Annotated in this window: 25 protein-coding genes; 1 reads left to right on the plus strand and 24 read right to left on the minus strand. The window is 34.4% G+C overall.

Annotation, left to right across the window (positions count from 1 at the left end; genetic code table 11):
• Positions 1-130: 130 nt before the first annotated feature.
• From rplS to AC1RPY_RS02825, 15 genes are all read right to left on the minus strand, one after another.
• Entirely contained in the window at positions 131-478 is a 348-nt protein-coding gene (gene rplS, locus AC1RPY_RS02755; protein ID WP_057973468.1) for a 50S ribosomal protein L19, read from the minus strand.
• A 130-nt stretch (positions 479-608) separates the two neighbouring features.
• Positions 609-1340, minus strand: a complete 732-nt coding sequence (gene trmD, locus AC1RPY_RS02760) for a tRNA (guanosine(37)-N1)-methyltransferase TrmD (RefSeq protein WP_481761269.1) — start codon at positions 1338-1340, stop codon at positions 609-611.
• Positions 1341-1342: 2 nt separating this feature from the next.
• Positions 1343-1858 (minus strand): ribosome maturation factor RimM, encoded by a 516-nt coding sequence (rimM, locus tag AC1RPY_RS02765; RefSeq protein WP_481761268.1) that lies wholly within the window; start codon positions 1856-1858, stop codon positions 1343-1345.
• Between the two features lie 71 nt (positions 1859-1929).
• Entirely contained in the window at positions 1930-2175 is a 246-nt protein-coding gene (locus AC1RPY_RS02770; RefSeq protein WP_409022598.1) for a KH domain-containing protein, read from the minus strand.
• A gap of 10 nt (positions 2176-2185) precedes the next feature.
• Positions 2186-2461, minus strand: coding sequence for a 30S ribosomal protein S16 (rpsP, locus tag AC1RPY_RS02775; protein ID WP_409022599.1), 276 nt, complete (start codon positions 2459-2461; stop codon positions 2186-2188).
• 139 nt (positions 2462-2600) lie between these two features.
• On the minus strand, positions 2601-4037 hold the full coding sequence (gene ffh / locus AC1RPY_RS02780) for a signal recognition particle protein (protein ID WP_481761267.1): 1437 nt from the start codon (positions 4035-4037) through the stop codon (positions 2601-2603).
• A 16-nt stretch (positions 4038-4053) separates the two neighbouring features.
• The gene (locus tag AC1RPY_RS02785; protein ID WP_409022601.1) at positions 4054-4395 is read right to left on the minus strand and encodes a putative DNA-binding protein; all 342 of its coding nucleotides are present in this window, start codon (positions 4393-4395) and stop codon (positions 4054-4056) included.
• 113 nt (positions 4396-4508) lie between these two features.
• The gene (gene ftsY / locus AC1RPY_RS02790; RefSeq protein ID WP_481761266.1) at positions 4509-5519 is read right to left on the minus strand and encodes a signal recognition particle-docking protein FtsY; all 1011 of its coding nucleotides are present in this window, start codon (positions 5517-5519) and stop codon (positions 4509-4511) included.
• 31 nt (positions 5520-5550) lie between these two features.
• The gene (gene smc, locus AC1RPY_RS02795) at positions 5551-9087 is read right to left on the minus strand and encodes a chromosome segregation protein SMC (protein WP_481761265.1); all 3537 of its coding nucleotides are present in this window, start codon (positions 9085-9087) and stop codon (positions 5551-5553) included.
• Between the two features lie 24 nt (positions 9088-9111).
• Positions 9112-9804 carry a ribonuclease III gene (gene rnc, locus AC1RPY_RS02800; protein WP_481761264.1) on the minus strand — a complete coding sequence of 231 codons (693 nt, stop codon included), beginning with the start codon at positions 9802-9804 and terminating at the stop codon, positions 9112-9114.
• Positions 9805-9944: 140 nt separating this feature from the next.
• Positions 9945-10187, minus strand: coding sequence for an acyl carrier protein (gene acpP / locus AC1RPY_RS02805; protein WP_409022605.1), 243 nt, complete (start codon positions 10185-10187; stop codon positions 9945-9947).
• 56 nt (positions 10188-10243) lie between these two features.
• The gene (gene plsX, locus AC1RPY_RS02810) at positions 10244-11257 is read right to left on the minus strand and encodes a phosphate acyltransferase PlsX (protein WP_481761263.1); all 1014 of its coding nucleotides are present in this window, start codon (positions 11255-11257) and stop codon (positions 10244-10246) included.
• 21 nt (positions 11258-11278) lie between these two features.
• Positions 11279-13315 (minus strand): ATP-dependent DNA helicase RecG, encoded by a 2037-nt coding sequence (recG, locus tag AC1RPY_RS02815; protein WP_481761404.1) that lies wholly within the window; start codon positions 13313-13315, stop codon positions 11279-11281.
• Positions 13316-13387: 72 nt separating this feature from the next.
• A complete protein-coding gene (locus tag AC1RPY_RS02820) occupies positions 13388-15070 on the minus strand; it encodes a DAK2 domain-containing protein (RefSeq protein ID WP_481761262.1) in 1683 nt (560 codons plus the stop codon).
• Positions 15071-15109: 39 nt separating this feature from the next.
• Positions 15110-15472, minus strand: a complete 363-nt coding sequence (locus AC1RPY_RS02825) for an Asp23/Gls24 family envelope stress response protein (protein WP_057973455.1) — start codon at positions 15470-15472, stop codon at positions 15110-15112.
• A 239-nt stretch (positions 15473-15711) separates the two neighbouring features.
• On the opposite strand from AC1RPY_RS02825, the gene rpmB reads away from it, so the two are divergent.
• On the plus strand, positions 15712-15897 hold the full coding sequence (gene rpmB / locus AC1RPY_RS02830; RefSeq protein WP_057973454.1) for a 50S ribosomal protein L28: 186 nt from the start codon (positions 15712-15714) through the stop codon (positions 15895-15897).
• Positions 15898-15944: 47 nt separating this feature from the next.
• On the opposite strand, the gene AC1RPY_RS02835 is transcribed toward rpmB, so the two are convergent.
• The 9 genes from AC1RPY_RS02835 to coaBC form a co-directional block, all read right to left on the minus strand.
• Entirely contained in the window at positions 15945-16598 is a 654-nt protein-coding gene (locus AC1RPY_RS02835; RefSeq protein WP_481761261.1) for a thiamine diphosphokinase, read from the minus strand.
• A complete protein-coding gene (rpe, locus tag AC1RPY_RS02840) occupies positions 16595-17245 on the minus strand; it encodes a ribulose-phosphate 3-epimerase (RefSeq protein WP_409022609.1) in 651 nt (216 codons plus the stop codon). Before rpe ends, AC1RPY_RS02835 begins: the two co-directional genes overlap by 4 nt.
• 10 nt (positions 17246-17255) lie before the next feature.
• Positions 17256-18143 (minus strand): ribosome small subunit-dependent GTPase A, encoded by an 888-nt coding sequence (gene rsgA, locus AC1RPY_RS02845; protein ID WP_481761260.1) that lies wholly within the window; start codon positions 18141-18143, stop codon positions 17256-17258.
• Positions 18144-18246: 103 nt separating this feature from the next.
• Positions 18247-20259, minus strand: a complete 2013-nt coding sequence (gene pknB / locus AC1RPY_RS02850) for a Stk1 family PASTA domain-containing Ser/Thr kinase (protein WP_481761259.1) — start codon at positions 20257-20259, stop codon at positions 18247-18249.
• Complete coding sequence (locus AC1RPY_RS02855; RefSeq protein ID WP_481761258.1) at positions 20259-20999, minus strand: Stp1/IreP family PP2C-type Ser/Thr phosphatase; 741 nt, start codon at positions 20997-20999, stop codon at positions 20259-20261. Before AC1RPY_RS02855 ends, pknB begins: the two co-directional genes overlap by 1 nt.
• Before the next feature lie 15 nt (positions 21000-21014).
• The gene (rsmB, locus tag AC1RPY_RS02860) at positions 21015-22367 is read right to left on the minus strand and encodes a 16S rRNA (cytosine(967)-C(5))-methyltransferase RsmB (protein ID WP_481761257.1); all 1353 of its coding nucleotides are present in this window, start codon (positions 22365-22367) and stop codon (positions 21015-21017) included.
• Positions 22364-23311 (minus strand): methionyl-tRNA formyltransferase, encoded by a 948-nt coding sequence (gene fmt / locus AC1RPY_RS02865; RefSeq protein WP_481761256.1) that lies wholly within the window; start codon positions 23309-23311, stop codon positions 22364-22366. The genes rsmB and fmt overlap by 4 nt, the downstream gene beginning before the upstream one ends.
• Positions 23312-23325: 14 nt before the next feature.
• The gene (gene priA / locus AC1RPY_RS02870; protein WP_481761255.1) at positions 23326-25746 is read right to left on the minus strand and encodes a primosomal protein N'; all 2421 of its coding nucleotides are present in this window, start codon (positions 25744-25746) and stop codon (positions 23326-23328) included.
• A 30-nt stretch (positions 25747-25776) separates the two neighbouring features.
• The gene (gene coaBC / locus AC1RPY_RS02875; protein ID WP_481761254.1) at positions 25777-26979 is read right to left on the minus strand and encodes a bifunctional phosphopantothenoylcysteine decarboxylase/phosphopantothenate--cysteine ligase CoaBC; all 1203 of its coding nucleotides are present in this window, start codon (positions 26977-26979) and stop codon (positions 25777-25779) included.
• Between the last annotated feature and the right edge of the window lie 21 nt (positions 26980-27000).

The following is a 27000-nucleotide window of genomic DNA, read 5'->3' on the forward strand; positions in this document are numbered from 1 at the left end:
ATTTCTGCCCCTTTTCTGCCCCTTTTAGCGACTTTAATGCGACTTTTTGAAGCAAGGTTCAATTATATAGGTCTACCAAATTTTTAGACAAATAAAAAAGCCTTGATTACCAAGGCTTTTCAACGTCAATCTAACGGCGAGCTTCTTTAATACGAGCAGCTTTACCATTAAGGGCACGTAAGTAGTACAATTTAGCACGACGAACACGACCATGACGGATAACTTCAATTTTAGCAACACGAGGTGAATGCAATGGGAAAGTACGTTCAACACCGACACCGTTACTAATTTTACGAACAGTGTAACTTGAACTAATACCTTTACCACGGCGTTTTAAAACGACACCTTCGAAAAGTTGGATACGTTCACGTGTGCCTTCAACAACACGGGCGTGAACTCGAACAGTATCACCTGGGCGGAACTCAGGAATATCTGTACGTAATTGTGCTTCTGTAAGTTTTGCGATCATTGGACTCATAATTTGGATCTCCTTTTCAACAGAAATTCATTCACATTCACTATGCCAGCGGAATATCGTAATTTTATGTGGCTTTTAACCACTTTTAAAATTGTATCATATTACTTTATAGGCGTAAAGGTTATTTCCTTTACTTTCCAGATTTTATGTCAGCTAACCATTCAACTTGTTGTTTAGATAATTGAATATCTTTCAACAAATCTGGTCTTCTCTCAAATGTTCGTCTCAATGATTCTTTTTGACGCCATTCATCGATTAATTTATGATTCCCATTTGTTAGAACTTCAGGAACTTTCATCCCTCTAAAATCAGCTGGCCGTGTATATTGCGGATATTCTAACAAGCCGTTTGAAAATGAATCTCCGGGAGCAGATTCTTTATTGCCTAAAACTTCAGGTAACAATCGAACAGTCGCATCAATCATGACCATGGCTCCTAGTTCCCCACCCGTTAAAATGTAATCACCAAGTGAAACCTCATCAGTTACAAGTTCGCGGATACGTTCATCATAGCCTTCATAGTGACCACAAATAAATGTTAGATGTTCTTCTTTCGCAAATTCTTCAGCCACATTTTGGTCAAATTTACGTCCTGCTGGATCTAAAAGGATAACTTTACCTTTTGTGTCAGATTCCTTTTGAACAGCTTCTAAAGTGTCAAAAACTGGCTGTGCTTGTAATAACATACCTGCACCACCACCATATGGGTAATCGTCCACATGATTTTGTTTATCAGTTGTAAAATCTCTAAAATTAGTAATTTTTAAATCAAGAACGTCCTTATCAATTGCCTTACCAACAATTGATTGTTTCATGGGACCATCAAACATTTCTGGAAATAAACTCAAAACATCAATTTTCATATTTAGTCGTCCAATCCTTCTAAAAGTTCAACCGTTACAATATTGTTATCAATATCGACAGTTTTTATAACATCTTTAATAACTGGTAACAATAAATCACCCTGTCCCTGACGCTTAACAACCCAAACGTCATTAGCTCCTGGGCTTAAAATTTCATAAATAGAGCCAATTTTTTCTTCATTTTCATTTTGGACATCTAAGCCGATAATTTGATGGTAATAGTAATTACCTTCTTCTAATTCCCGAAGACCTTTATCAGCGACTTTAAGATCTAATCCTTTATACTTCTCAACCAGGTTAATATCTTGTAATCCTTCAAACGTCACGAGTTCAAAATTTTTATGATGTCTATAGGTCATAACCGTTAACGAAATAACTTGTTTTCCGCTCTTATCAAACAGATACAAGACGGTTCCCTTTTTAAAACGCTCAGAAACGAAGTCAGTTGTAGCCATAACTCTAACTTCTCCTTTGATTCCATGAGTATTGACGATTGTTCCTACTTGATAATAATCCATATTTACTCCTTTTTATTGTAAAATAAAAACTCCCAAACAAAACATTGCTGCTTCATTCAAGAGTTACTATTTTAATCTAATATGTTTAGACGCACTCGTTTCGAACTTGTTAAACGCACACCATAGATTATTGTTCTAATAGCTTGCGCAACTTGTCCGTGCTTCCCAATAATACGGCCAATATCATCTGAATTCACAGATAATTCAAAATAGACATAATGATCATCTTGTTTCTGTCCTATTTGGACATCATCAGGATTTTCAACAAGCGGTTTGACAATTGTTAAAATTAAACTTGTCACTTCTGCTTCAGTCATTTAATCGTCCTTATTTTTTAGAGAATTTAGCTTCATGGAATTTCTTCATGATGCCTGCATTTGAAAGAATGTTACGTACAGTATCTGATGGTTGTGCACCATTGTTCAACCAGTTTAAAATACTTTCTTCTTCAAGTGTTACTGTTTGTGGTTCTGTTAATGGGTTGTAAGTACCAACGTTTTCGATGAAACGGCCATCACGTGGTGAACGTGAATCAGCTACAACGACACGGTAGAACGGTCTCTTTTTAGAACCCATACGTTTTAAACGAATTTTTACTGACATTAATATACACCTCCTGATATCTACTTCAACAATAATTAATATACCAGTTATTTATCAGCTTGTAAAGGTTTTTTTCTTGACAGTTAAAATAAATTATCAAAATGTCCCTTAAGCCATACCAGTATTGGTTATTTAATGATTATTTTCTAGAGTTTTTATTTTTCTTCATACGTTTTTTCTTGTTTTTCTTGTTCTTACGAACCATAGAATTCATAGACATCTTAGCTAAGCGACCTGTTACGCCCTTGCCAAGCATCCCTTCCATACCTTCAAAATTACCGCTATTCATTTTCTTCATCATTTTCTTCATTTCGCCAAATTGCTTAATCATTCGGTTAACTTCAACAATTGGACGACCTGCACCAGCAGCAATACGTCGTCGACGACTGGGGTTCAAGATGTCTGGATTTTCGCGTTCTTTAGGTGTCATTGAGTATACTGTCGCACGCATATGGTCAATATCCTTGGGATCCATTTTAACATTCTTCATAGCTGGATTATTAGCCATCCCTGGAATCATCTTCATAATATCTTCCATAGGACCCATTTTTTGTAATTGATCCATTTGACTTAAAAAATCATTAAAATCAAATGTATTTTCTTGAAATTTTTCAGCCATTTTAGCTGATTCATTTTCATCAAAATCTTGTTGTGCTTTTTCAATCAGCGTGAGCATATCACCCATGCCTAAAATTCTTGATGCCATACGATCTGGATAGAATACGTCCAAATCAGTTAATTTTTCACCTTGTCCGATAAATTTAATTGGTTTACCCGTCACTGAACGAATTGATAACGCAGCACCACCACGAGTGTCACCATCTAATTTAGTTAAGACGACACCAGTAACATCTAATTGTTCATTAAAGCCTTTAGCAACATCTACCGCACTTTGTCCAGTCATTGAATCAACAGTCAAAAGAATTTCATTTGGGTTCGCTAAGGCCTTAATTTGAGCTAATTCGTCCATTAGCGTTTCATCAATTTGTAAACGACCAGCTGTATCAATAATAATGTAATCATTTTTATTTTCTGCAGCTTGTGCTAAACCTTGTCGAACAATTTCAACAGGGTTTACTTTTGTACCCAATTCAAAAACAGGTATTTCCAAATCTCGACCTAAAACTTGTAATTGGTCGATAGCAGCTGGACGATAAATATCGGCTGCTATCATTAAAGGTCTCGCATTTTCTTCTTTTTTTAATGTTAAAGCAAGTTTACCAGCTGTGGTTGTTTTACCAGCCCCTTGTAAACCAACCATCATAATAATTGTTGGTATTTTAGATGACTTGTTCAATGGAACAGCTGTTTCACCCATGACTTTAGTTAATTCTTCATTTACAATTTTGACGATTTGTTGTGATGACGTTAAACTCTCAAGTACTTCCGCACCAATTGCACGTTCACGAACAACCTTAACGAACTCTTTAACCACTGTAAAGTTAACATCGGCTTCAAGTAAGGCTAAGCGAATTTCACGCATAACCTCTTTTAAATCAGTTTCAGATATTTTACCTTTGCGACGGAGTTTCGTCATCGCATTTTGTAATCTTTCTGTTAATCCTTCAAATGCCATTTTTAACTACCTACCCTTACTCTTCGTCTAATTCTTCTAATTGATTAATTAGATCGGTTAATTTTTGATCCTCTTTATAAGTACTATCTGTGTATTGCTTAATTTGGTCTAATTTTTCATTACGTTGAATAAAATTATGATACAAATTCAACTTATCTTCATAATCTTCTAAAATTTTTTCTGTTCGTTTGATATTATCATAAACGGCTTGCCGACTAACATCAAAATTGTCCGCAATCTCACCAAGTGAAAAATCATCACCATAGTACATGGCCATATATTCAGCCTGTTTTTTAGTTAATAATGACTCATAAAATTCAAACAATGCATTTACTCGATTTGTTTTATCAATCGCCACTAAAAAAACTCCTTCGTTTTTGTTTCATTCAGTCCTACTTAGAAGGGTACCGATTTTAGCCCTAAACGTCAATAGCAAAAAGAAGTCCGATTAGTTTAATCTGACTTCTAAGATTATTCTTCTGTTGATTCAGGTTGTTCTTGAATAAGTCCTTTAAACAAACCATAAATGAAATCTTCTGCATTAAAATCACGTAAGTCATCCATTTGCTCACCTAATCCAGCAAGTTTTACTGGTAAATGCATTTCATTACGAATGGCTAACACGATACCACCACGAGCAGTTCCATCTAGCTTAGTTAATACAATACCACTCACATCAGTTGTTTCTTTAAATTGTTTAGCTTGGATTAAAGCATTTTGACCCATTGTTGCATCCAAAACAAGTAAAACTTCATGAGGTGCATCTGGAATTTCTCGAGAAATGATTCGTTTAATTTTATCTAATTCATTCATCAAGTTAACTTTATTCTGCAAACGACCAGCTGTATCAACTAGTAAAATATCGTAATCTTCTTCTTTGGCACGTTTTACCGCGTCAAAAATAACAGAGGCTGGATCACTTTTTTCTGGTCCACGAACGATATCGACATCAACACGACGGCTCCATTCAGCAAGTTGTTCTATTGCACCCGCTCTAAATGTATCTCCAGCAGCTAAGAGTACTTTTTTGCCTTCTTCATGATAACGGTGTGCTAGTTTCCCAATAGTTGTTGTTTTACCAACGCCATTAACACCAACAAATAAAATAACAGTTGGACCTGATTCAGCTTGCGCAATAGAATTATCTTCGTCTTTACCCTCTGATTCATACAAATCTACCAATTTTTCAATAATTGCTGCAGAAACAGCATCTGGATTGCTTACATTTCTTAATTTAACTTCTTCTTGTAACTCACGGCTAATTTTCATAGCCGTTTCAAATCCAACATCAGCTTCAATTAAAGTTTCTTCTAACTCTTCAAAAAAATCTTCATCGACTGTTCTAAAATTAGCAAACAGTGAGTTTAAGCGTTGTCCAAAGGTTTTTCTTGATTTTTCAAGGCCTTTATCATATTTTTCTTGTTCAGATGATTCTGGTTCTTCACCTGTAAAAGCTTGCTTAATTCTACTAAATATTCCCATCTGTAGCGCCTCCTAATCTTTTATTAGTATATCAAACCGTTTTGTCTAATGATACCGAAACCATTTTAGAGATACCAGACTCTTGCATTGTAACACCATACAAAATATTAGCTTCAACCATTGTTCCATTTCGATGCGTTATCACAATAAATTGCGTTTCTTGATGAAATGATTTTAGATAACTAGCAAATCGAGCTACATTTGCATCGTCAAGCGCAGCTTCTGCTTCATCCAAGATACAAAAAGGAACTGGTTTTACTCTTAAAATAGCAAATAGTAGCGTAATTGCGGTCAAAGCTTGTTCTCCGCCAGAAAGTAAACTCAAACTTTGAACTTTTTTACCAGGCGGCTGCGCTAGAATATCAATTCCAGTTGTTAAAAGATTTTCTGGATCAGTTAATTCTAATCTAGCTTTACCACCACCAAACATAACAGGGAATATCTCCTCAAATTTCTTAGAGATATCAATAAAACTAGCTTTAAATCTTTTTTCAACTTCAGTATCCATATCCATCATAGTTTTCTTTAATTGTTCATCGGCTTCTAATAAATCATTTTGTTGGTCTAATAAGAATGAGTAACGTTCATTAACTCTTTCAAATTCATCAATCGAGGCCACATTAACCTCACCAATTTCTTTTAGCCCTTTTCTCAATAATTTTTGTTGCGCCAAAATTTGTTCAAGAGGTTGCTGACTTTCTAATTTTTCAGCCTCTTCAAAAGTCTGTTGAAAATCACTAGCTAGCTTAGCTAGAAACTCATCAAGCGACTCATTAAGTTGTTGTTGTTGATTTTCAGCTTTGATTTTATCTGCAATAATATTTCTCTGCAACTCAGATAAACGAGATAAATGGCTATTTTCTTCAGTTAAAGTTTGATTAATATTAGTTCTGTTCTTTTTAAAATCAGCTAACTTTAAATCGGCTTCTTCTGCTTGCCTTTGAAATTCTTGTAATTCTTTTTGGATATCTTTTTCTTTCACCTGACTATTTTCGGTATTTCTGAGTAAGTCTTGATGTTGTTGATTTATCAATGTAGCTTTATCAACTAATTCCTGAATATCGTTATTCAGCAGCATAACATTAGCGTGTTGCTGTTTTAATTGTTCTTGGAATACTAATAAACTTTCACGATGGTTTTGTTTCTTAACTTGTTGCTGCTGTTCAAATTGATTACTATTTTTTAATTGTAAGTCAATATCAGAAATATCATTATTTGCTACTTGTATTTGTCGTGCTAATTCAATAATTTTTTGTTCATTGTCTTTAAATTTTATTTGGTTATTAATTTTATCAGTTTGATTTTTTTCAAATTCATCATATTTTTCAGTCGTTTTAAGTTCTTGCTGTTCTAAAATTAACCGACTAGTTGTTAATTTAGATTGTGTTGTTTGATATTGACTTTTTAAATCAACAACAATCAATTCAAGCGACTCGATCATTTCTTTTTGCTTTTCAACAGTCACTCTAGCTTCATTGCCACGAACTTCACGAGCCTCTAATTCTTGTTGCATTTTTTGGATACTTTCATCTAATTGTAGAATAGTTTGCTTCTGATTTAACAATCCACTGGTATGTTGCTGTTTACCACCAGTTATTGCACCACCTGCATTTATTACTTCTCCAGTCCGTGTGACAACTTTAACTCGATGATTCAAATCACGACTAACTTTAATTGCCGTATCCATATCTTCAACGATAATTGTTGTCCCTAGCAAATACTGACTAATTTCAATAAATTGAGGTTCAACTTTAATTAACTCTGACGCAATACCGATGACTCCTTCATACTTTAAGACGAAACGTTGTGCATCACCGATAGAACGTCCCTTAATAGCTGAAATAGGCAAAAATGTTGCCCGACCAAATTTATTATCCGTTAAAAATTTAATTGCATTCTTTGCAACAGACTCTTCTTGCACAACTACCTGTTGTAATTGCGCACCCAATGCTGTCTCTATTGCTTGATTAATTTCCTTTGGGACCGTAATTAATTCTGCCACTGAACCATATAAACCAGGAAACTTATTTTTTTCTTTTAAAATTGCTTTAACGCCTTGATAATAGCCGTTATAACTATTTTGCGTCAAAAGTAGATTATCCTTTTTATTTTTCGCCTGTACTAAAACGTTTGATGCTTCAAACCATCTACGTTGCTGTGCCTCGTAAGAATCGTTATTTTTTTTCAAGGCAATCTTTAATTTAGCTAATTCTTTTTCTTCATTAATTAATTTATTATCAATCAAATTAAATTCAGTTTTTTTAGTTTTAAAATCGTTTTTTGCTTGTGTTAAATACTCTTGTTCAGTAGCTAATAAGTCATCATTAACCTTAGCCTGTGAATCAAAATTTAATGTTTTTTGTAAAAACTCATTCTCACTTTGTAATCGTGTACGTTGTTGAATAGTATCATTAACAACGCGCCTTAATTCTTTTGAACGATCTTGTCCAGAAATATCCGCTGTTTCTAACGTTTTATCAATCGCTTCAATAAACATGTTCTCATCAGTAATATTTTTCTGTAAAGCTAATGACCGCTTATCTAAATTAGCTAATGACTCTTGTTTCAAAATAATTTGTTCATTCACCGATTCTTGTTCTTTTTTTAATTCTGTTATTTTTTGCTTTTCAAAATCTTTTTTTTGAGTTGATATATTACTTTGACCCATCAACCGTTCTTTATTAATTGTTAAATCTAATAGTTTGTTTTGTGTATGATCAATCATTTTTTCAATATTCTCTAGTTCTGAGCGATAACCTGCAATTTCATGTTCTTTTACAGTGACCTTAGTCTTATAATCACTATCCATTTCAAGTAACTTATCTAACGAATGTGTGACATCCCTTTTTAGTTGCGATTGCCTTTTAATTTCTTTAACCAACCGACTAAGTTCTAACTCATCAAATTGCTTTTTTTGAGATAAATAATCCTTTGCCAAACTACTTTGCTCACGTAAAGGTTCAACTTGTCCTTTAAGTTCAAAAATAATATCAGAAACCCGGTTAAGATGACCTTTTGTTTCTTCTAATTGGCGAGTGGCAATATTTTTTTCTTGTTTATATTTTAAAACACCAGCAACTTCTTCAATAATCGAACGTCTGTCTTCGGGCTTACTATTAAAAATTTCAGCAACTCTACCCTGAGAAATGATTGAAAATGACTCTTTTCCAAGACCAGTATCCATGAATAGATTGGTTATATCTTTAAGACGACACTGCTTTTGATTAATTAAAAACTCGCTGACACCATCTCTAAATAATCGTCTTGTAACGGTTATTTTTTCAGGATTATCTTGAATATAAAAATCAGAATTATCAAAAATAATACTAACTTCAGCACGATTAACTGCTGATCTGTTCCCTGAACCAGCAAATATAACGTCAGGCATTTTATTTCCACGTAAATTTTTGGCTGATTGTTCACCAAGTACCCAGCGAATTGCTTCAATAATATTACTTTTACCGCTACCGTTAGGACCGACAATACCAGTCATCCCGTCTTTAAATTCAATTGTTGTTTTGTCTGCAAATGATTTAAAACCATTAATGACTAAAGACTCTAATTTCATCCGTCACTAACCCCCTGAACATTTTTACTTTCTGAGTAATCCTAATGCATTACTTGCTGCTTGTTGTTCTGCAACTTTTTTAGAATGTCCTGCCCCTTGTCCAATGATTTTGCCATCAGCACTGACAGACATAACATATTGTCTGTCATGCTCTGGACCAAGGTCATCAACAACATCATAGGTAATGACAACATCACCATCTTTTTGTAAAAACTCTTGTAGCGACGTTTTATAATCCATAACATGGTCAAACCAGCCTAAGTCTAATTTTGGAAAAATAACTTTCCTGATAAATGTTTCAACAGCTAATTTACCTTGATCTTGATAAAGCGCTCCTACAAAAGATTCAAAAATATCACATAATAACGCAGGTCTTTGACGTGCATTTGATTTTTCTTCACCTTTACCTAAACGAATAAATTCATCAAATCGGCATTCTTTAGCAAATGCGCTGAAACTCTCTTCACATACCATTGCAGCTCTTAGACGCGTTAATTTCCCTTGTGGCAGCATTGTATACCGCTGATATAAATATTCTGAAACTGTTAATTGTAAAACAGCGTCTCCTAAAAATTCAATTCGTTCATAAAATTTTAAATTTTCTTTGGGATGTTCATTTACATATGATGCCTGTGTGAATGCTTCATCTAATAAATCCGTATTCACAAATTTAATATTAAAATCTTCTGCTAACATTTCATTTAAACCTTTAATCATTATTATCCTCCGTTATTATCATTATTGCTCTTACAATTATACCTGTTTTAATCACTAAAAGGTACTCCATACAAAAAAAGCGCTGACAAATATCATTGTCTAACGCTTTTAATGAACGATTTAATATACGTGTTGAATTATTATTTTTGGTTAGCTTTAATAAAAGTGACAACGTCTCCGACAGTTGTTAAACTTTCTGCATCTTCATCAGAAATTTCTGCACCAAATGTATCTTCAAGTTCTAAAACGAACTCAACAACATCAATTGAATCTGCATCTAAATCCTTTTTAAAATCTAAGTCATTCGTAATTTTTTCTACTGGCAAATCAAAATGTTCGTCTATAATTTTAACAATTTTTCCAAAAATTTCTTCTTCTGTCATTCCAATAGCCTCCTTTTGAATCATGACGTAATTTTAACCATTTTTCAGAGAAATGTCTAGTTAATTTTATTTTCACTAGTTTCCTTTTCAAAATAGTTAACAATATTAGGTACTACATCTGTATTAACCATATCATTGATTTGGTTAATTGTGTAATAAACAACTTCAGCCTTACTTGATCCATGTGATTTTACAACTGGTGCTTTAATACCTAGTAAAACCGCACCGCCATACTTAGGTGAATCCATTTTATTCTTCAATTGTTTTAAACTTGGTTTCAGTAAAAGTGCACCAATTTTAGCACGCAAGCCACCACTCATAATGGCACTTCTGAGTAATGAAAACATTCCTAAAGCTGTCCCTTCAACGGATTTTAAAACAGCATTACCTGTAAATCCGTCAGAAACAACAATATCAGCTTTACCAGAAAGCAAATCATTAGATTCAATATTACCCACAAAATTTAATTCGGTATCGTTTTGTAATAATTGGTACGCTTCTTGCGTCACTTTGTTGCCTTTATGTGGTTCTGTCCCATTATTTAATAAACCAATTTTAGGATTACTAATATGGCGAACATTTTTAGCGTAATAGTTACCTAAGACAGCATATTGATGCAAGTGTTCAGGTTTACTATCCGCATTGGCTCCAGCATCTAATAAATTTACAGTATTATCACTAGAAATAACTGGCAATGTTGCTAATAAACCAGGTCGTGGAATACCCTTAATACGGCCAATTATAAACAAACCAGCAGCAAGTAGTGCCCCTGTATTACCGCATGAAAATACGGCATCATTCTCACCATCTTTAACAGATTGAGCTGCTAAGACCATTGATGCTTTTTTCTTTGAACGAATTGCCTTAACTGGTTCATCATTCCCATCAATTTCCTCATCCGTGTGAACAATTGTGATATTTTTATCATCTTTTAAGAATTCACGAATTCTTTTTTCATCTCCGTACAACGTAAATTGAATGGTGCTATCTTCGTCTCTAGCACGTTCAACGCCCTCGACGATTGATTGCGGTGCAAAATCGCCGCCCATTGCATCAACTGCTAACTTCATAATTATATTCTCCTAACTTATTTAATCGAATTTTAAATCTGTATTTTGATGGTTTTTTAAATAATCGTTTAGTGGTTTAAATTCAGGATTACTTTCAAAGTCATCTCTAAAAACTATTTCGTGCGCTTCTTGTTGGGCCACTTGTAATGCATTGATATCACCTATGGGATCACCGATTTTAAAATCAGGTATTCCAGATTGCTTACGGCCTAATACATCGCCAGCACCTCGCAACTCTAAATCTTTTTGCGAAATGACGAAACCGTCTGTTGTCTCTGTCATAATTTGCATGCGCTGTCTTCCAAAATCATTTTTAGGATCAGCAATTAAAATACAATAAGATGCTTTCTTACCACGGCCAACCCGACCTCGTAATTGATGTAATTGCGCTAACCCAAACCGTTCAGCATTATGAATCATCATCACAGTAGCATTAGGTACATCAACGCCGACTTCGATAACCGTTGTTGAAACCAATATTTGATATTTATTGGCCTTAAAATCGGCCATAATCTGATCCTTTTCATCATTCTTCATTTTGCCATGCAGTAATCCAACTTTATATTTTGGCTCAAATATTTCTTTCATATTTTCGTATAAAGCTAATGCATTTTTTAAATCTAGTGTTTCAGATTCATCAATTAGTGGTGTAATAATATAAGCTTGTGAGCCTTGAATCAACTGTTCTTTAATGAGATCGATTCCTTTACCTACTTGAGAACTCTTTAACCAAGATGTCGAAATAGGTTGGCGTCCTGCAGGTAGTTCATTAATCGTAGAAACATCCATTTCGCCATAAGCAGTGATTGCTAGCGTCCTAGGGATTGGCGTGGCCGTCATTGCTAAAACGTCCGGTTCAGCCCCCTTCTCTCTTAAAATGCGACGTTGATTCACACCAAATCGGTGTTGCTCATCAGTAATAACTAATCCAACGCGACTGAATGACACATCAGGTTGAATAATCGCATGTGTTCCAATAATTAAATTAACCTCACCTGATTCAAGATGTGCTAATAGTTCACGTCTAGCTTTAACTTTCATTGACCCAGTTAAAAGTGCAACATTAACTGGGAAATCTGCGAATAAGGTAGCCATGTTATTGGCATGTTGTTCAGCTAATATTTCTGTTGGCGCCATTAAAACGGCTTGATAGCCCGCCGTAATAGCCGCGTACATCACAATTGCTGCAACAATTGTTTTACCTGATCCAACATCACCTTGAAGTAATCGATTCATATGGATTGGTTGTTTCATGTCTGAACAAATTTCATTAACGACTCTTTTTTGAGCTGCCGTTAATTCAAATGGTAACGTCTGAATGAATTTTTTCAATTCATTATTTTGATAGTTAATTTTAATACCATCATTTTTAGTATCATTTCTTTTAATATACTGTAATTTCAATTGAAATAAAAAGAACTCTTCAAAAATAGCCGTCCGTTTGGCATCATGAAAATCTTTTTCATCCTGTGGAAAGTGAATATCATGTAACATCGTCTTACAATCAATTAAACGATACTTTTTAATCAGGTCATTTGGTAATATTGAATCAATTTGATTCGCATATTGCTCAAATGCTTGTGTAATTAACTGTCGAATTGCCGATTGATGAATATCTTTGGAAGAACGATATATCGCTGATAACCTATCATCATTTTGCTTCGTCAATAACTTCATCCCAGATAAACTTTTTCTTTTATCATCCCATTTACCATACACAGCTACTTCTTTACCAATCTCAAATTGTTTTTGCAAAAAAGGCTGATTAAAAAAACTAACGGTTATATTATCACTATCAATTAGTAATCTAACGTTTAACAGATTTCTTTTCTGACCAAACCGAATTAAAACTGGTTCAGAAGAGACAATTCCTTTTAGAGTTACTTTTTCTTGATCAGTAATTTCAGATAATTTTTTTGCTTTTAAATCGTCATAACGATACGGATAAAATGTTAATAAATCTATGATTGTATTAATTCCTAATTGATTAAGTGCAGTCAATTTTTTAGGCCCAACACCAGTTAAAACACTAACTGAATCATTCAATGATGACATTATGATACCTCACTTTCTACGGAATATAAAAAGCAGGAGAGAACATAGTCTCATCCCACCTTTACTTTTTACTATTTATTCAACTGAAATTAGGTATGGATAGACCGGTTGGTCTCCTTCGTGAATTTCGACTTCTAAATCTTCATCAATTTCATAAATGGCTTCTTCGATTTCTTTAGCTTCGTCCTCAGAACCGTCTTCACCCACAATAATTGTGATAATTTCGCTGTCTTCATCCAACATTTCTTTAGTCATTTCAATTGCAACTTTTTTACGATCATTATCGGTTACTTTGATGCTACCATCAATAATACCCATATAATTATCTTTTTTAATCTCAATACCTTCAATTGTTGTATCTCTAACTGCAATTGTTACTTGACCAGAAGTTACTGTATCCAAGTTTTCAATCATAGCATCTTTGTTTTCTTCTAATGTACTATCAATATTAAAACCAAGCATTGCTGTCATTCCTTGAGCGATTGTACGACTTGGTACAACAACTGTTGGAACTGTTGAAACTTCAACAGCTTGTTCAGCAGCTAAGAAAATATTTTTATTATTAGGTAAAATAATCACATTTTTAGCTTTAGTTGCTTCAATTGCCTTAACAATATCTTCCGTACTTGGATTCATTGTTTGACCACCACTTAAAATATAAGAAACGCCTAAACTTTTGAAAAGTGTCGCAACACCAGAACCAGATGAAATTGAAATAACTGCAATTTCGCTAGGTACTGCAGTTTCACTTGTTTCTTCAGTCTCTTCTTCATCATTTTCCAAAATTGTCTCATGTTGTTGACGCATATTATCAACCTTAACTTTGATTAATGAACCATAATGTTGACCATAAGTCATCACTTCACCAGGATTTTCTGTATGTACGTGAACTTTAACAACTTCATCATCGGCCACAACAAGAAGAGAATCACCAATTTCACTTAAATGATTTCTAAATTCATCATAATCAAATTTACGATCAACTAAACGACCAGCACCCAATTTAAGCATGATTTCTGTACAATAACCAAATTTAATATCTTCAGTACTTAATTTACTTTGAACACTCTGATGGTGACTGGCATTAACCATTTCATCCATTTCTTTTTCATTTGGTTTGTATTCTTCACTAATTGTTTCCTTACCAGTTAAGGCATCAAAGAAACCTTCATAAACAAATGTTAATCCTTGACCACCTGAATCAACAACACCAACCTCTTTTAAAACAGGTAATAAATCCGGTGTTGTTGCTAATGCTTTTTTAGCAGCTACATAAGTTGCTTCCATAACGACGATAACATCATCGCTCTCAGAGGCAGCTTTATTTGCAGCCTTAGCGGCTTCTCTTGCAACTGTTAAAATAGTTCCTTCAGTTGGTTTCATAACGGCTTTATACGCGACTTCTACGCCACCTGTCAAAGCATCTGACAAATCAGTAGCAGTTAAAACCTCTTTAGCTTGGATCCGTTTATAAAAGCCTCTAAAAATTTGTGATAAAATAACGCCTGAGTTGCCTCGAGCACCCATCAGTAAACCTTTAGCTAAAATCGAAGATAGTTCACCAACATGTTCAGAAGGTGAATCTTGAACATACTTTGCCCCACTTGCGAACGAAAGGTTCATATTTGTACCTGTATCACCATCTGGCACTGGAAATACATTCAATGAATTAATAAATTCGGCATTTTTAGCCAATCGTTGTGAGCTAATTTGGACCATTTTTCTAAATTCTTGGTCCGTAATTTTCGTAACAGTCACTTCTTTTTCCTCCTTGGTCACTACTAAAATAGCTAGTTACTAATCGCCTAGTACGCGAACGCCTTGTACTAACACGTTAACTGAATTAGCAGATACACCTAGCATTGTTTCTAAATTATACTTCACTTTTTCTTGAACATTACGACAAACTTCAGATATTTTTGTGCCATAGCCAACAATAATGTAGACATCAATAGCAACACCATTATCTTCCTGGCGAACAACAACACCTCTAGAATAATTATCTCTTCTTAAAATTTCATTCACATTGTCACGAATTTGGTTTTTACTTGCCATTCCGACAATCCCAAAAATTTCAGTTGCGGCACCGCCGACAACTGTCGCAATAACTTCATTATCAATATCAATCGTACCGAATTGCGTTTTGATCTTAACAGCCATAAGAATAGCCTCCTTATATTTTCACACAATCAATAAGAGTATTTTATCATAGGATATGGTAGAATAAAAGAAAAATAGCATCTAAGAAAATTCTATTCCCCTACCTTCGGGAATTTCAAGCTGTCAAGCAAATTTACTTGAAAGAAAAGTATTGCATTATATGGCTAAATATGATATTTTTGTTTAGGTAAGTAAGCATAGCTTTGCTTTTTAAGTGAATTGCAGAGGAGGATATGAATATGGCAAAAGATTTTATTACAGGACGTAAGACTACTTTCGGTAAGAAACGTTCTCATGCATTGAACCAAACAAACCGTAGCTGGAAACCTAATTTACAAAAAGTTCGCATCTTAGTTGATGGTAAACCTAAAAGAGTTTATGTATCTGCTCGCGCTTTAAAGTCAGGTAAAGTTACCCGTGTTTAATTCAATTTAAAAAGACTCAGCATTTATGCTAAGTCTTTTTTTTTGCTCTATTTTTCGTCATCACGACTTTGAATCACAATAATAATACCAGATTCAAAACTAAACTCACCTGTATCCCCCATAAATTCATTACTTGCTAATGAAATCGGGTTCACAAAATTAATTTGATTCAATGTATACTTCTCATCTATTAAACTCAATTTTTTAACTGGTGACAGTGGAATAAATGCAAGATATTTTTTATCATCTTCTTTTATTAACTGATACTTACCAGATTTAAAGAATCGAATTGAATTTTGTTTATCAACTAAACAAATTTTTTCAAACATTGTATTAAATGGCTCTCTAAAAATAAAAAACAAATTAGCCAATAAATGATCAATTCGACCACCTGTAGCGCCATAAATCGTCACTGAATCAAACTCAAATTCAGATATGGCTTCTCTCAAAGCAAATTCAGTATCTGTATCATCTTTTTCAGGATTAGCTATTTTAATTTTTTTACTATGATTAGATACTAAATTAAATTCACTTTCAGTCATTGAATCGAAATCACCAATCGATAGCTCAGGTGTAATACCTAGTTTTATTAATCGCAATGCACCTCTGTCAACACCAATCCACGGTCCACGAACGTTACCATCCACTAATTCCTTAGGCCACTGTTCCTTAGGTCCACCGACTAAGATATTGAGTTTCATTTGGTTGCTTCTCTTAACTTATTAATTTGTTCAGTTGGATTATCACTATTGTAGATGTATGAACCAGCTACTGCGACTGTTGCACCACTATCAAGACATTCCTTAATCGTTTGATCATTAACACCACCATCAACTTCAATATCAAAATCATAATTTTGAACTTGTTTGATACGGTCTAATTGGTCAATTTTACGTTTCATTTCTGGAATAAATGATTGTCCCCCAAATCCAGGGTTAACAGTCATCACTAATACTTGATCAACAAGTGGCAAAATTTGTTTAATTGTCTCTAGGGATGTTCCTGGGTTAATAACCACTTCAGCTTTCACACCTAATTTTTTAATATGTTGAATAACACCAAAAATATGGGGAGTTGATTCAACATGAACCCCAATAATATCAGCACCTGCCGCAGCAAATTCTTCAATATAAGATTCTGGATTTTCTACCATCAAATGACAATCCAAAACCATTTTTGTTAATGGTCTAATTGCTTCAACGACGTTTGCACCAAAAGTTAAATTAGGCACAAAATGGCCATCCATAATATCAATATGTAAATATTCTGCACCAGCTTGATCAACAACTTTAATATCCTTTTCCAAGTTTGCAAAATTAGCGCTTAAAATAGAAGGTGATAATTTCATTTTGGTCATCTCATTTCTTATAGTTTGGTTTTTGATCAACAATTAATTGATTAAATTGTAAATAATTTTTGTACCGACTCTGTAATAAATTACCTTGTTCAAGTGCTGCTTTAACTGCACATTTAGGCTCCTTAATATGCAAACAACCTCTAAATTTACAGCCAACAGATAGTTCATTTAATTCTGGAAATAACTTTGGTAACTCTTCTTTTGACATATCAAATAAATCAAAAGAAGAAAATCCAGGTGTATCAGCAATTAGCCCACCTGCAATAGGCATTAATGTTACCTTACGAGTAGTATGTTTACCACGATGTAAGGCTTTTGATATCTCAGCCGTCTGCAACTCCAACTCTGGCATAATTTTATTTAGTAATGTTGATTTTCCTGCACCAGTCTGACCCATTACGACTGCAATTTTACCCGGAAAGGTATCTTGTAATTCTTTAACCACAACATCTTCATTTTTACCAAATGGAAAAAATGTTGGATAGATTTGACTATAAGCTTCAATAATACTGCTTATTTCAACTACTTTCTCTTCAGGAATTAAATCGCCCTTTGAAAAGTATAAGACTGGCTTAACATGATGCGATTCTAGCATAATTAATTGTCTATCTAATAGATTGCTTGAAAATGCTGGTTCAACACATGACGTTACAACAATTGCTTCATCAATATTAGCTACTGGTGGTCGAATTAAGCTGTTTTCTCGATCATGAATATTAAGAATATAGCCTTCTTTTTTATTTTCAGCTTTGAAGTCAACCCAATCGCCAACTAGTGGTGCCTGGTTAGAATTTCTAAAATTACCTCGAGCCCTTGTTCGATAAGTTTCGCCTTCGACATCAACGTCGTAAAAGCCACTTAATGATTGTCTAATCTGACCTGTTACCAATAAATTAACCTCCTTTAACTGGACTCATGTAACCGTTTTATATGATTAATTAAAAAATAGATTAGAAGTTTACCCTCTAATCTAATTTTACCACATCTTTTATTTAATTTTTAGTTACATTATCATTTTCCGCAATTACTTCACCATCACGCAAAATTTTATATTTTCCTGCTTTTCCAGAATCTAAAACAAATGATAATTTAAAATCAGTATCTTTTGTAATTGTTTTCCGTTCATAAATATCATCAATGTTATGTGTTTTGTCTTCAATATAAATTTCAATAGCATTTTCATCTGCTTTTGATTCTGAAGAACTTGAACTAGAGCTGGAACTATCATCTGACGACGAGTCTTTGTCCTCATCCGTATCTTTTTCTTCATCAACTGAACTTGAACTTTCTGACACAATTGATTTGAATGGAACAGATATAGTCCTGGTAAATTCATCAGTTGTGACTTTTTTTCCTTTAGAAATAACAACTGATAATCGATCACCTTTAGAAAAAGAGCTTCCTTCTGCTGGTGATTGTTTAATAACTTGACCTTTGTCAACTGAATCTGAGTAGGCCTCGCTAATTGTCAGATTACCACCTAATTCGCTTGTATAATCCTGAACACTTTTTCTTGTATATCCTGTTAAATCTCTAAGTGTATACACTTTAGGACCTGAACTAACTGTCAATGTAATCACTGTATCACTCGGAACTACCTTATCACCCGCTGTGACATCTTGCGCCATAATTTCATTTTCAGTCACAGATTCTGACTCTTCCGTTTCTTTTTCAACTTTAAAGCCATCATTTTCTAACGTTGTTTTAACATCCTCATAATTACTACCAACGTAATTCTCGATTGTTATCTTAGCTTTTCCCTTTGATACCATTACATCAACCTGATTTTTTTCTCGAATTATTTCATTCTTCTTAGGTGTTGAATTAATGATATTACCACTATCAACGGTTTCACTATTTGTTCGAGTAATTTTACCAAGTTTCAAATTTTTGTCTGCTAAATTTGATTTTGCTTCACTAACTGTCATTCCGCTTAAATCAGGGACCTTAACTTCTTTTGGTGAACTCATTGCAAGAATCGCACCACCCAGAATAAGAGCGACAAAAGCAAAAATGATTGCGCCGATAGTCCATTTTTTACGACGACTCATTTTCTTTTTCGTATCTTTTTTTACATCTGGTTCCTGATTCGGACTAAGTGTTTCTACAGTCTGCTTATCAAATACCGGCAATACTTTAGTTTCACCACTGATAACCTCTTCAGGCTGCCACTTTGCCACATTTTTTTTAGCCAAAGATTCTCGCAAAGCAATTGACATTTCTCCAGCAGATTGGAACCTATCTCGCGGTACTTTACTTGTTGCTTGTAAAACAACATTTTCAAGAGACTGCGGAATATTAGGATCAAATTCCCGAACAGATGGCACATCACTTTGAAAATGTTTTAGGGCAATTGAAACAGCTGTTTCACCTTCAAAAGGAACTCGCCCAGTTAACATTTCATACAAAATAATACCAAGCGAATAGATATCAGATTGTTTTGTTGCCATGCTACCTCTAGCCTGTTCTGGCGAAAGATAATGAACAGAACCCAATAAAGTATTAGTTTGTGTTAACGAATGATCAGCCAATGCCACAGCAATACCAAAATCTGTAATTTTAGCATTACCATCTGCATCTATTAAAATATTTTGTGGTTTTAAATCACGATGAATAATACTGTGATCATGTGCTACTTCTACAGCTGATAAAATTTGAGTCATAATATCAATCACAACTTGATATGGAATTGGGAACCTTTTTGCTATATATGTTTTTAAATCATGTCCCGGCACATATTCCATGACCATAAATTGCAGTCCGTCTACTTCACCGACATCATAAACATTCACAATATTTGGATGAACCAATTCAGTTGTTGCCAATGCCTCACGTTTAAAACGTCTAACAGTATCTTGATCATCCCTTAAATCGACTCGCAATACTTTAACAGCTACTGGTCGATCCAAAATTAAATCAGTCGCAAGATAGACATTTGCCATGCCACCTTCGCCTAATGAATTTATTATTTTATAACGTTCATTAAAAATTGTATCAGGTTTCATTACACTATCCCCCGATCATTGCTAACCAGGAGTGCGGTAATGTTATCTAATCCGCCTGCCTTATTGGCCAATCTAATTAATTCCGAGCCTTTTTCTTCAACAGTTGTAGTATTTTTTAAGACCGTCTTGATTTCATCATCAGAGACCATATTAGTTAAGCCATCTGTGCATAATAATAATAAATCACCCGACTCAGAATCATTAACCGCAATATCAGCATCAGCATCTGACGAGATACCTAAACTTCTTGTAATCATATTCTTTTGCGGATAATTTTTAGCATCTTCTACGGTTAGTTCGCCACGCTTAATTAATTCATTCACTACTGAATGATCTTCAGTTAATTGATAAAGTTCTTTGTCACGTAATAAGTATCCTCGGCTATCACCAATATTGGCAACAATATATTTTTCTTCAAAGAATATGGCACATACCATTGTTGTGCCCATACCTGAAAGATCTTCATATTGATTAGACTTTTCAATAATTTGTTTATTTTCCATCTCTACTTCTTTGGTTATCCATTTAATTGCATCACTGGGCTGGCTAAAATTAGTTCCTTCAAATCGAAATCCCATGTGTGAAACGGCCATTTCTGAAGCAACATCTCCGCCCAAATGACCACCGATACCATCTGCAACCATCACAAAAGAAATACCACTTTTATTGTGAAAGACACCGACGTAATCTTCATTATTTTCTCTGACACTACCTACATCTGTTTGATAGGCAACTTTCATTCTTACACCTCGAGTCTAAAGTTGTTTTTCTAAACATGTAATGAAAAATCCATCTGAATGATAATCATCCGGATAAATAGTTAATTCTTTATCGTCTCTATTTTCTTTTAATGCCAAAGCAGTTGGCGTTTCAATCACTTTAAATTCAGGATGAGTTTCAACAAACTGGTTAACAACATCCTTATTTTCAATATCTAAAATAGTACATGTACTATAAGTTAAGCGACCACCTTTTTTCAAAGTTGGTGCCACTTTGTCTAAAATAGCTAATTGAATTTTTTGTAAATTATTTGAATCAGCTAATGTTTTTTCATATTTAATTTCTGGTTTACGACGTAATAATCCAATTCCAGAACAAGGTGCATCAACAAGAATTGAATCAAAATATTCATTATCAAATTCTTCTGAAATTAAACGTGCATCTAATACCATCTCCTCAACAACACTAGATAAACCTAAACGTTTAGCATTATCACCGATTAATTTAACTTTGTGTGCATGAATATCTAACCCTACAACTTCACCAAATAAAGTTTCATCTAGGAATGATGCAATATGGGTTGTTTTTCCACCTGGTGCGGCACATGCATCTAAAACTTTATCACCTGGTTGAATATTCATTGCGTCAGCAACTAACATTGCACTTTCATCTTGAATCGTAATTAACCCATCGTGATAAACGCCACTATCAGGAGCAAATCCATTAGTCACTAATAACCCAACTGGTGAAACTTGACTACGTTTCACCTCAAAGCCTTCATTTTCCATTTTTTCAATGACTTCTTCGACAGTTGCTTTAGCTGTATTTACTCTAACAGATTGATCAGGTGCTTCATTGATTGAAGCCAACAAATGTGTCGCTTTTTCTAAGCCTACTTGTTTAATTAATTCGTTTACCAACCAAACTGGTGTACTACTTTCAATACTCAAACGTTCAATATCATCTTTAATTTCAGAAACAGGACGGATACCTTCACGCTCAATTGCATGTAAAACACCAGTAACAAATTTACGCGTACCTGCATGGCCTTTTCGTTTTGCAATTTCAATTGATTCATTAAAAATTGCGCGAGTTGGAATTTTATCAAGATAATGCATCTGATAAATGGCACTCAATAGTAATTCTTGAACCCAATTATCCATTTTGCTAGGATTTTTAACAAATGGTGCCAACCAATATTCTAAAGTGAGACGTCTTTGGATAACACCGTAAACTAGTTGTGTTAATAAATGAGCATCCCGAACTTCCATATGATTATTCTTAATCACTTGGTTCAACGCAATATTTGAATACGTCCCTTGTTTAGCAACTCTTGTTAAAAGATCAACTGCTAAGAATCGGGGTGTCGTTTTTAAATCAGTTGTCATACATCAATCACCTGTTGTCCTTCTTTTATTCCTTGCCCACTACCGTTTAGGTAGTCGACAATGGTTTGTTTTGATTTACCATCTGGTTGAAGCGAATTAATAGCTAATACGGTCCCATCACCACAAGCAATTTCAAGTGATTTTTTAGCTACTTCAACTACTTTTCCAGCAGATAAAATAGTTTTTTTATCTAGTACAGTTATATCCCATATTTTAGTTCTCTTACCCTTTAAAATCGTATATGCACCAGGTACCGGTCTTAAGCTACGAATTTTCCAGTCTATTTCATTAGCCGTTTTTGAAAAATCAAGGGCTTCTTCTTCTGGTTTAATGGTAGGTGAAAAGGTTACTTTATCTTCATTTTGTGGTGTTGATTCACTTGTACCATCAATTAGTTTTGGTAATGTTTCAAGTAATAGTTCCTTACCTAATAAACTTAATTTTTCAAACATTGAACCAGTATCATCATTATTTTCAATTTTAATTGCACGACGGCTAATAATATTTCCAGCATCCATTTTTTTAACCATATAAATAATGGTAATACCTGTTTCTTGTTCACCATTCATAATAGCATATTGAATTGGTGCGCCACCACGATATTTAGGTAATAGTGAACCATGGACGTTTATTGCACCAATTTTAGCAGATTCTAATAATTTTGTTGGTAAAAATTGTCCAAATGCTGCAGTTACCAAAAAATCGGGTGCCATTGCAATTACTTTGGCCATTTCATCGCTGCCACTTAATTTTTCTGGTTGTAATACCTCAATACCATGTTTTACTGCAACTTGTTTTACTGGTGATTGCGTTAAAATACGTTTTCGCCCAACCATTCGATCTGGTTGTGTCATAACAGCTTTCACGTCATAGCCGTTTTCAATTAAACTTTCTAAAATTGGAGCTGAAAATTCTGGTGTTCCCATAAATACAATTGACGTCATAATATCTCCTTAATTTAAATAAAGTTTACTGGTTCAGAATCAATCGTTAATTTTAAACCTTTTCGAACTTCGGCTTGAGATTTAGTCATTAACTCTCTTAGTCGTTCTTTTAATTGACCTTCTGATTTATACTTAATAACCACTTGATAATAAAAACGATTATTAACACGCATAATTGATTTTGGTGTTGGTCCAAGAATAATCGCATTCTTTGATAACACTGGTTTTAAAAATTGAACTGCTTCTAACATTTTTTTCGCTGCTCCAGCCTCATCCGTATAACTAGCAGTGAGCTGAATTGTATAATAATATGGTGGATAATTTTCCATATGTCGAACTGACATTTCTTTTTTATAAAATGATTCATAGTCATGATGCTTCGCATATTGAATCGCGTAGTGATCTGGATTAAAAGTTTGGATAATAACATGTCCTTCTTTTTCAGCTCGACCAGCTCGACCGCTCACTTGGGTTAATAATTGGAACGTTCTTTCACTTGATCTAAAATCAGGCAAACTAAGTGCTGTATCTGCATTAAGAACGCCAACTAACGTCACATCAGGAAAGTCTAACCCTTTCGCAATCATTTGTGTACCCAATAAAATATCAGCTTCTTTTGCGCCAAATTTAGCTAGGATTTTTTCGTGTGCGCCTTTTTTACGTGTCGTATCAACGTCCATTCGTAAAATTTTAGCCTCTGGATATAACGTTTTAAGTTCTTCTTCAACTTTTTGCGTACCTGTACCATAATATCTAATTTTTCGACTATGACAGTTAGGACAAGTTTTAGGAATACCTTCTTCATGTCCACAATAATGACATTTCATTGTATGAGTATCCATATGCAATGTTAAAGAAGTATCACAGTTAGGACAAGGTAGCACGAATCCACAATCTCGGCACATTACGAAAGATGAAAACCCACGACGATTTAACATTAAAACAGTCTGTTCATTTTTCTCAAGGCGCTTAGTAATTTCATGTCTAAGTGGCTCAGAAAAATTACTCTCACCAGTCTTTTTCATTTCTTCTCTCATATCAATTAGCGTAACTTCTGGCATGGGATGACCATTTATACGTTGAGGTAATTGTAACCACTCATACACGCCTTTTTGAGCTCTAGCACGAGATTCGAGGGATGGTGTTGCACTACCCAATATGACAGGACACTGATGTCTTTTACTTCTCCAAAGAACAACATCCCTTGCATGATACCTTGGTGTTTCATCTTGTTTATAGCTCGATTCATGCTCTTCATCAACAATAATAACGCCAATATTATCTAATGGTGCAAAAACGGCTGAACGTGCACCGACAACTACTTGCGCTTCTTTACGCTCAATCCGGCGCCATTCATCATAACGCTCACCGTCAGACAAACCGCTATGCAGGACCGCAACTAGATTACCAAATCGTGATTTAACTCGCTTAACCATTTGGGGTGTCAAAGCTATTTCTGGTACAAGCATCAAAGCTGTTTTTCTAAGTTCTAGCGCTTTTGCGATTGTCTGCAAATAAACTTCTGTTTTCCCACTCCCCGTCACACCTTGAAGTAAAAATGTTGTATTAGTTCCACTTTTAATAGCCTCATCGACAGCTAGCACCGCAACCTCTTGATCTGAGGTTAATTCTTGCATATTGGTTGGCTCAATAATTGTGTCTTTATATGGGTCCCGATATACCTCAGTCTCAACTTTTTCAAGCCAACCATTTTTTGCTCCAGCTGTAATTGTTGCAGGTGTCACGCCTATTTCCTCAACAACTTGTTTCTGAGGAATCAAGCTATCTTCAGTGAGTGATTGTAGATAGTCAATCAATAAGTGCTGTTGTTTAGCATTTTTACGTAAACCACTTCGAATATTTTCATATGCTTCGAATCCAAGTTTTGGTTGGATTGATATTTGCATTTTAACTTTAGCTTTATTGCCAACTTCATAAATCATCTCAGCCTTTTCAGCCTTGGTAAGTTGTAATAATTCTTTAATTATTTGAGCATCCATATGTTCTGGATCAAATTCAATAGAATCTTGACCTTGAAATAATTTATCTTGTAAATCTTCATCAATTTCGTCAATTAAACGAACTCGCTTTTTATAGGTTGCACGCATGACACTCGGTAAAACCATTTGTAAGGCAGTTATACGGAAGGAAAAGGTTTCATTAGCTATCCACTCAGATAAGTCTAATAATTCAGTATTCACAACAGGTCTTAAATCAACGACTGATTGAATATCTTTTACATGACCATCGAACTCATTCTTATCAAAAAGATCAATTACAAATCCTTGAACCAATCGTTTACCATTCCCAAATGGTACAATAACCCGCATGCCAATCTCAATCTGATTTGTTAATACTGCTGGGATTGAATACGTATATGGCTGGTCCGTTTGCATCGTAGGAACATCAACGATAATTTTTGCATATTGTGACATACTGAAACCTCCTTTCATTTAATTAACTGCTTATTTTACTACATCGCTTATAATAGTAGCTAATAATTCCTTAGCAATTTGCTTTTTACTTGTTTGCTTTATGAAATCATTTTTTCTGTTTGGTCTAAGCAGTGTTACCTCATTATCATTGCTATTAAATCCAATGGCAGAATTTGAGACATCATTTAAAACCAATAAATCTAAATTTTTCTTTTCTAATTTTTCTTGTGCATTTTCTAGTCCGTTTTGGGTTTCCGCAGCAAATCCGACTAAATACTGATTTTGCTTAATTTGGCCCAAATGTTTTAAAATATCTGGATTTTTTTCTAATATTAACGTTAAAGTAGATTCAGCTTTTTTTATTTTCTGATCTGCAACATTTTGTACACGATAATCTGAAACAGCTGCTGCCATTATCAAAATATTTTGGTCATCAAATCGCTTATTGATAGCTTCAGATAACTCTAACGCAGTTGTAACTCTAATTGTTGTCACGCCAATTGGGTCTGGCAACTGGCTTATTCCGCTAATTAAGGTGACATTAGCACCTAACTTTTGCGCTTCAATCGCAATTGCGAAACCCATTTTACCAGAAGAATCATTAGCGATAAAACGAACTGGATCGATTCGTTCTCGTGTACCACCAGCTGTCACTAAGACATTTTTACCTTCTAATGGTTTGTCACTATCCTCAAAGGAAGTTTGAATAACTGACATTATCACATTTAATTCGGGAAAACGTCCCTTACCTGAATAACCTTCTGCTAAAAAGCCTATTTCTGGTTCAATAATCTGAATGTTATTTCGTCCTAAAAATTTAAGATTACGTTGTGTAGCAGAATTCATTAGCATATGTTCATTCATTGCGGGCACAACAATTTTTTGTGCCTCAGTTGCTAATAAAGTGGTTGAAACAAAATCATCTGCGATACCATTGGCCATTTTTGCGATAATGTTTGCTGTCGCTGGTGCAATAACCATTAATTCTGCCCAGTCTGCAAATTCAATATGTGCAACATGCTCAGACTCTTTTCCTGAAAATAAATCAGTTAACACCCTATTTTTACTCAACGTTTCAAAACTCAAGGGTGTTACAAATTCAGTTGCAGCTTTGGTCATCGCAACTCGAACGCTAGCACCTTGTTTAATTAGTGCTCGGACTAATCCCAAACTTTTATACGCTGCAATACCACCTGTTACAACAAGACCGATTTTTTTATTTTCAAGTGTCATTTCATGTCGCCCCCATACCGA

It is taken from the genome of Dellaglioa sp. CoH-56-MRSF-12, assembly GCF_056782075.1.

Excerpts from the sequence above, each read along its gene's own strand:
- smc (WP_481761265.1), bottom strand. The coding sequence starts at position 9,087 with ATGAAATTAGAGTCTTTAGTCATTAATGGTTTTAAATCATTTGCAGAC.
- AC1RPY_RS02825 (WP_057973455.1), bottom strand. The coding sequence starts at position 15,472 with ATGGCTGTTAAGATCAAAACGCAATTCGGTACGATTGATATTGATAAT.
- AC1RPY_RS02770 (WP_409022598.1), bottom strand. The coding sequence starts at position 2,175 with ATGACTGAAGCAGAAGTGACAAGTTTAATTTTAACAATTGTCAAACCG.
- acpP (WP_409022605.1), bottom strand. The coding sequence starts at position 10,187 with ATGACAGAAGAAGAAATTTTTGGAAAAATTGTTAAAATTATAGACGAA.
- rimM (WP_481761268.1), bottom strand. The coding sequence starts at position 1,858 with ATGGATTATTATCAAGTAGGAACAATCGTCAATACTCATGGAATCAAA.
- trmD (WP_481761269.1), bottom strand. The coding sequence starts at position 1,340 with ATGAAAATTGATGTTTTGAGTTTATTTCCAGAAATGTTTGATGGTCCC.
- fmt (WP_481761256.1), bottom strand. The coding sequence starts at position 23,311 with ATGACGTCAATTGTATTTATGGGAACACCAGAATTTTCAGCTCCAATT.
- priA (WP_481761255.1), bottom strand. The coding sequence starts at position 25,746 with ATGTCACAATATGCAAAAATTATCGTTGATGTTCCTACGATGCAAACG.
- rsmB (WP_481761257.1), bottom strand. The coding sequence starts at position 22,367 with ATGACAACTGATTTAAAAACGACACCCCGATTCTTAGCAGTTGATCTT.
- AC1RPY_RS02835 (WP_481761261.1), bottom strand. The coding sequence starts at position 16,598 with ATGAAACTCAATATCTTAGTCGGTGGACCTAAGGAACAGTGGCCTAAG.
- ffh (WP_481761267.1), bottom strand. The coding sequence starts at position 4,037 with ATGGCATTTGAAGGATTAACAGAAAGATTACAAAATGCGATGACGAAA.
- rpmB (WP_057973454.1), top strand. The coding sequence starts at position 15,712 with ATGGCAAAAGATTTTATTACAGGACGTAAGACTACTTTCGGTAAGAAA.
- rpe (WP_409022609.1), bottom strand. The coding sequence starts at position 17,245 with ATGAAATTATCACCTTCTATTTTAAGCGCTAATTTTGCAAACTTGGAA.
- pknB (WP_481761259.1), bottom strand. The coding sequence starts at position 20,259 with ATGAAACCTGATACAATTTTTAATGAACGTTATAAAATAATAAATTCA.
- plsX (WP_481761263.1), bottom strand. The coding sequence starts at position 11,257 with ATGAAGTTAGCAGTTGATGCAATGGGCGGCGATTTTGCACCGCAATCA.
- rnc (WP_481761264.1), bottom strand. The coding sequence starts at position 9,804 with ATGATTAAAGGTTTAAATGAAATGTTAGCAGAAGATTTTAATATTAAA.
- rpsP (WP_409022599.1), bottom strand. The coding sequence starts at position 2,461 with ATGTCAGTAAAAATTCGTTTAAAACGTATGGGTTCTAAAAAGAGACCG.
- rplS (WP_057973468.1), bottom strand. The coding sequence starts at position 478 with ATGAGTCCAATGATCGCAAAACTTACAGAAGCACAATTACGTACAGAT.
- coaBC (WP_481761254.1), bottom strand. The coding sequence starts at position 26,979 with ATGACACTTGAAAATAAAAAAATCGGTCTTGTTGTAACAGGTGGTATT.
- AC1RPY_RS02855 (WP_481761258.1), bottom strand. The coding sequence starts at position 20,999 with ATGAAAGTTGCCTATCAAACAGATGTAGGTAGTGTCAGAGAAAATAAT.
- ftsY (WP_481761266.1), bottom strand. The coding sequence starts at position 5,519 with ATGGGAATATTTAGTAGAATTAAGCAAGCTTTTACAGGTGAAGAACCA.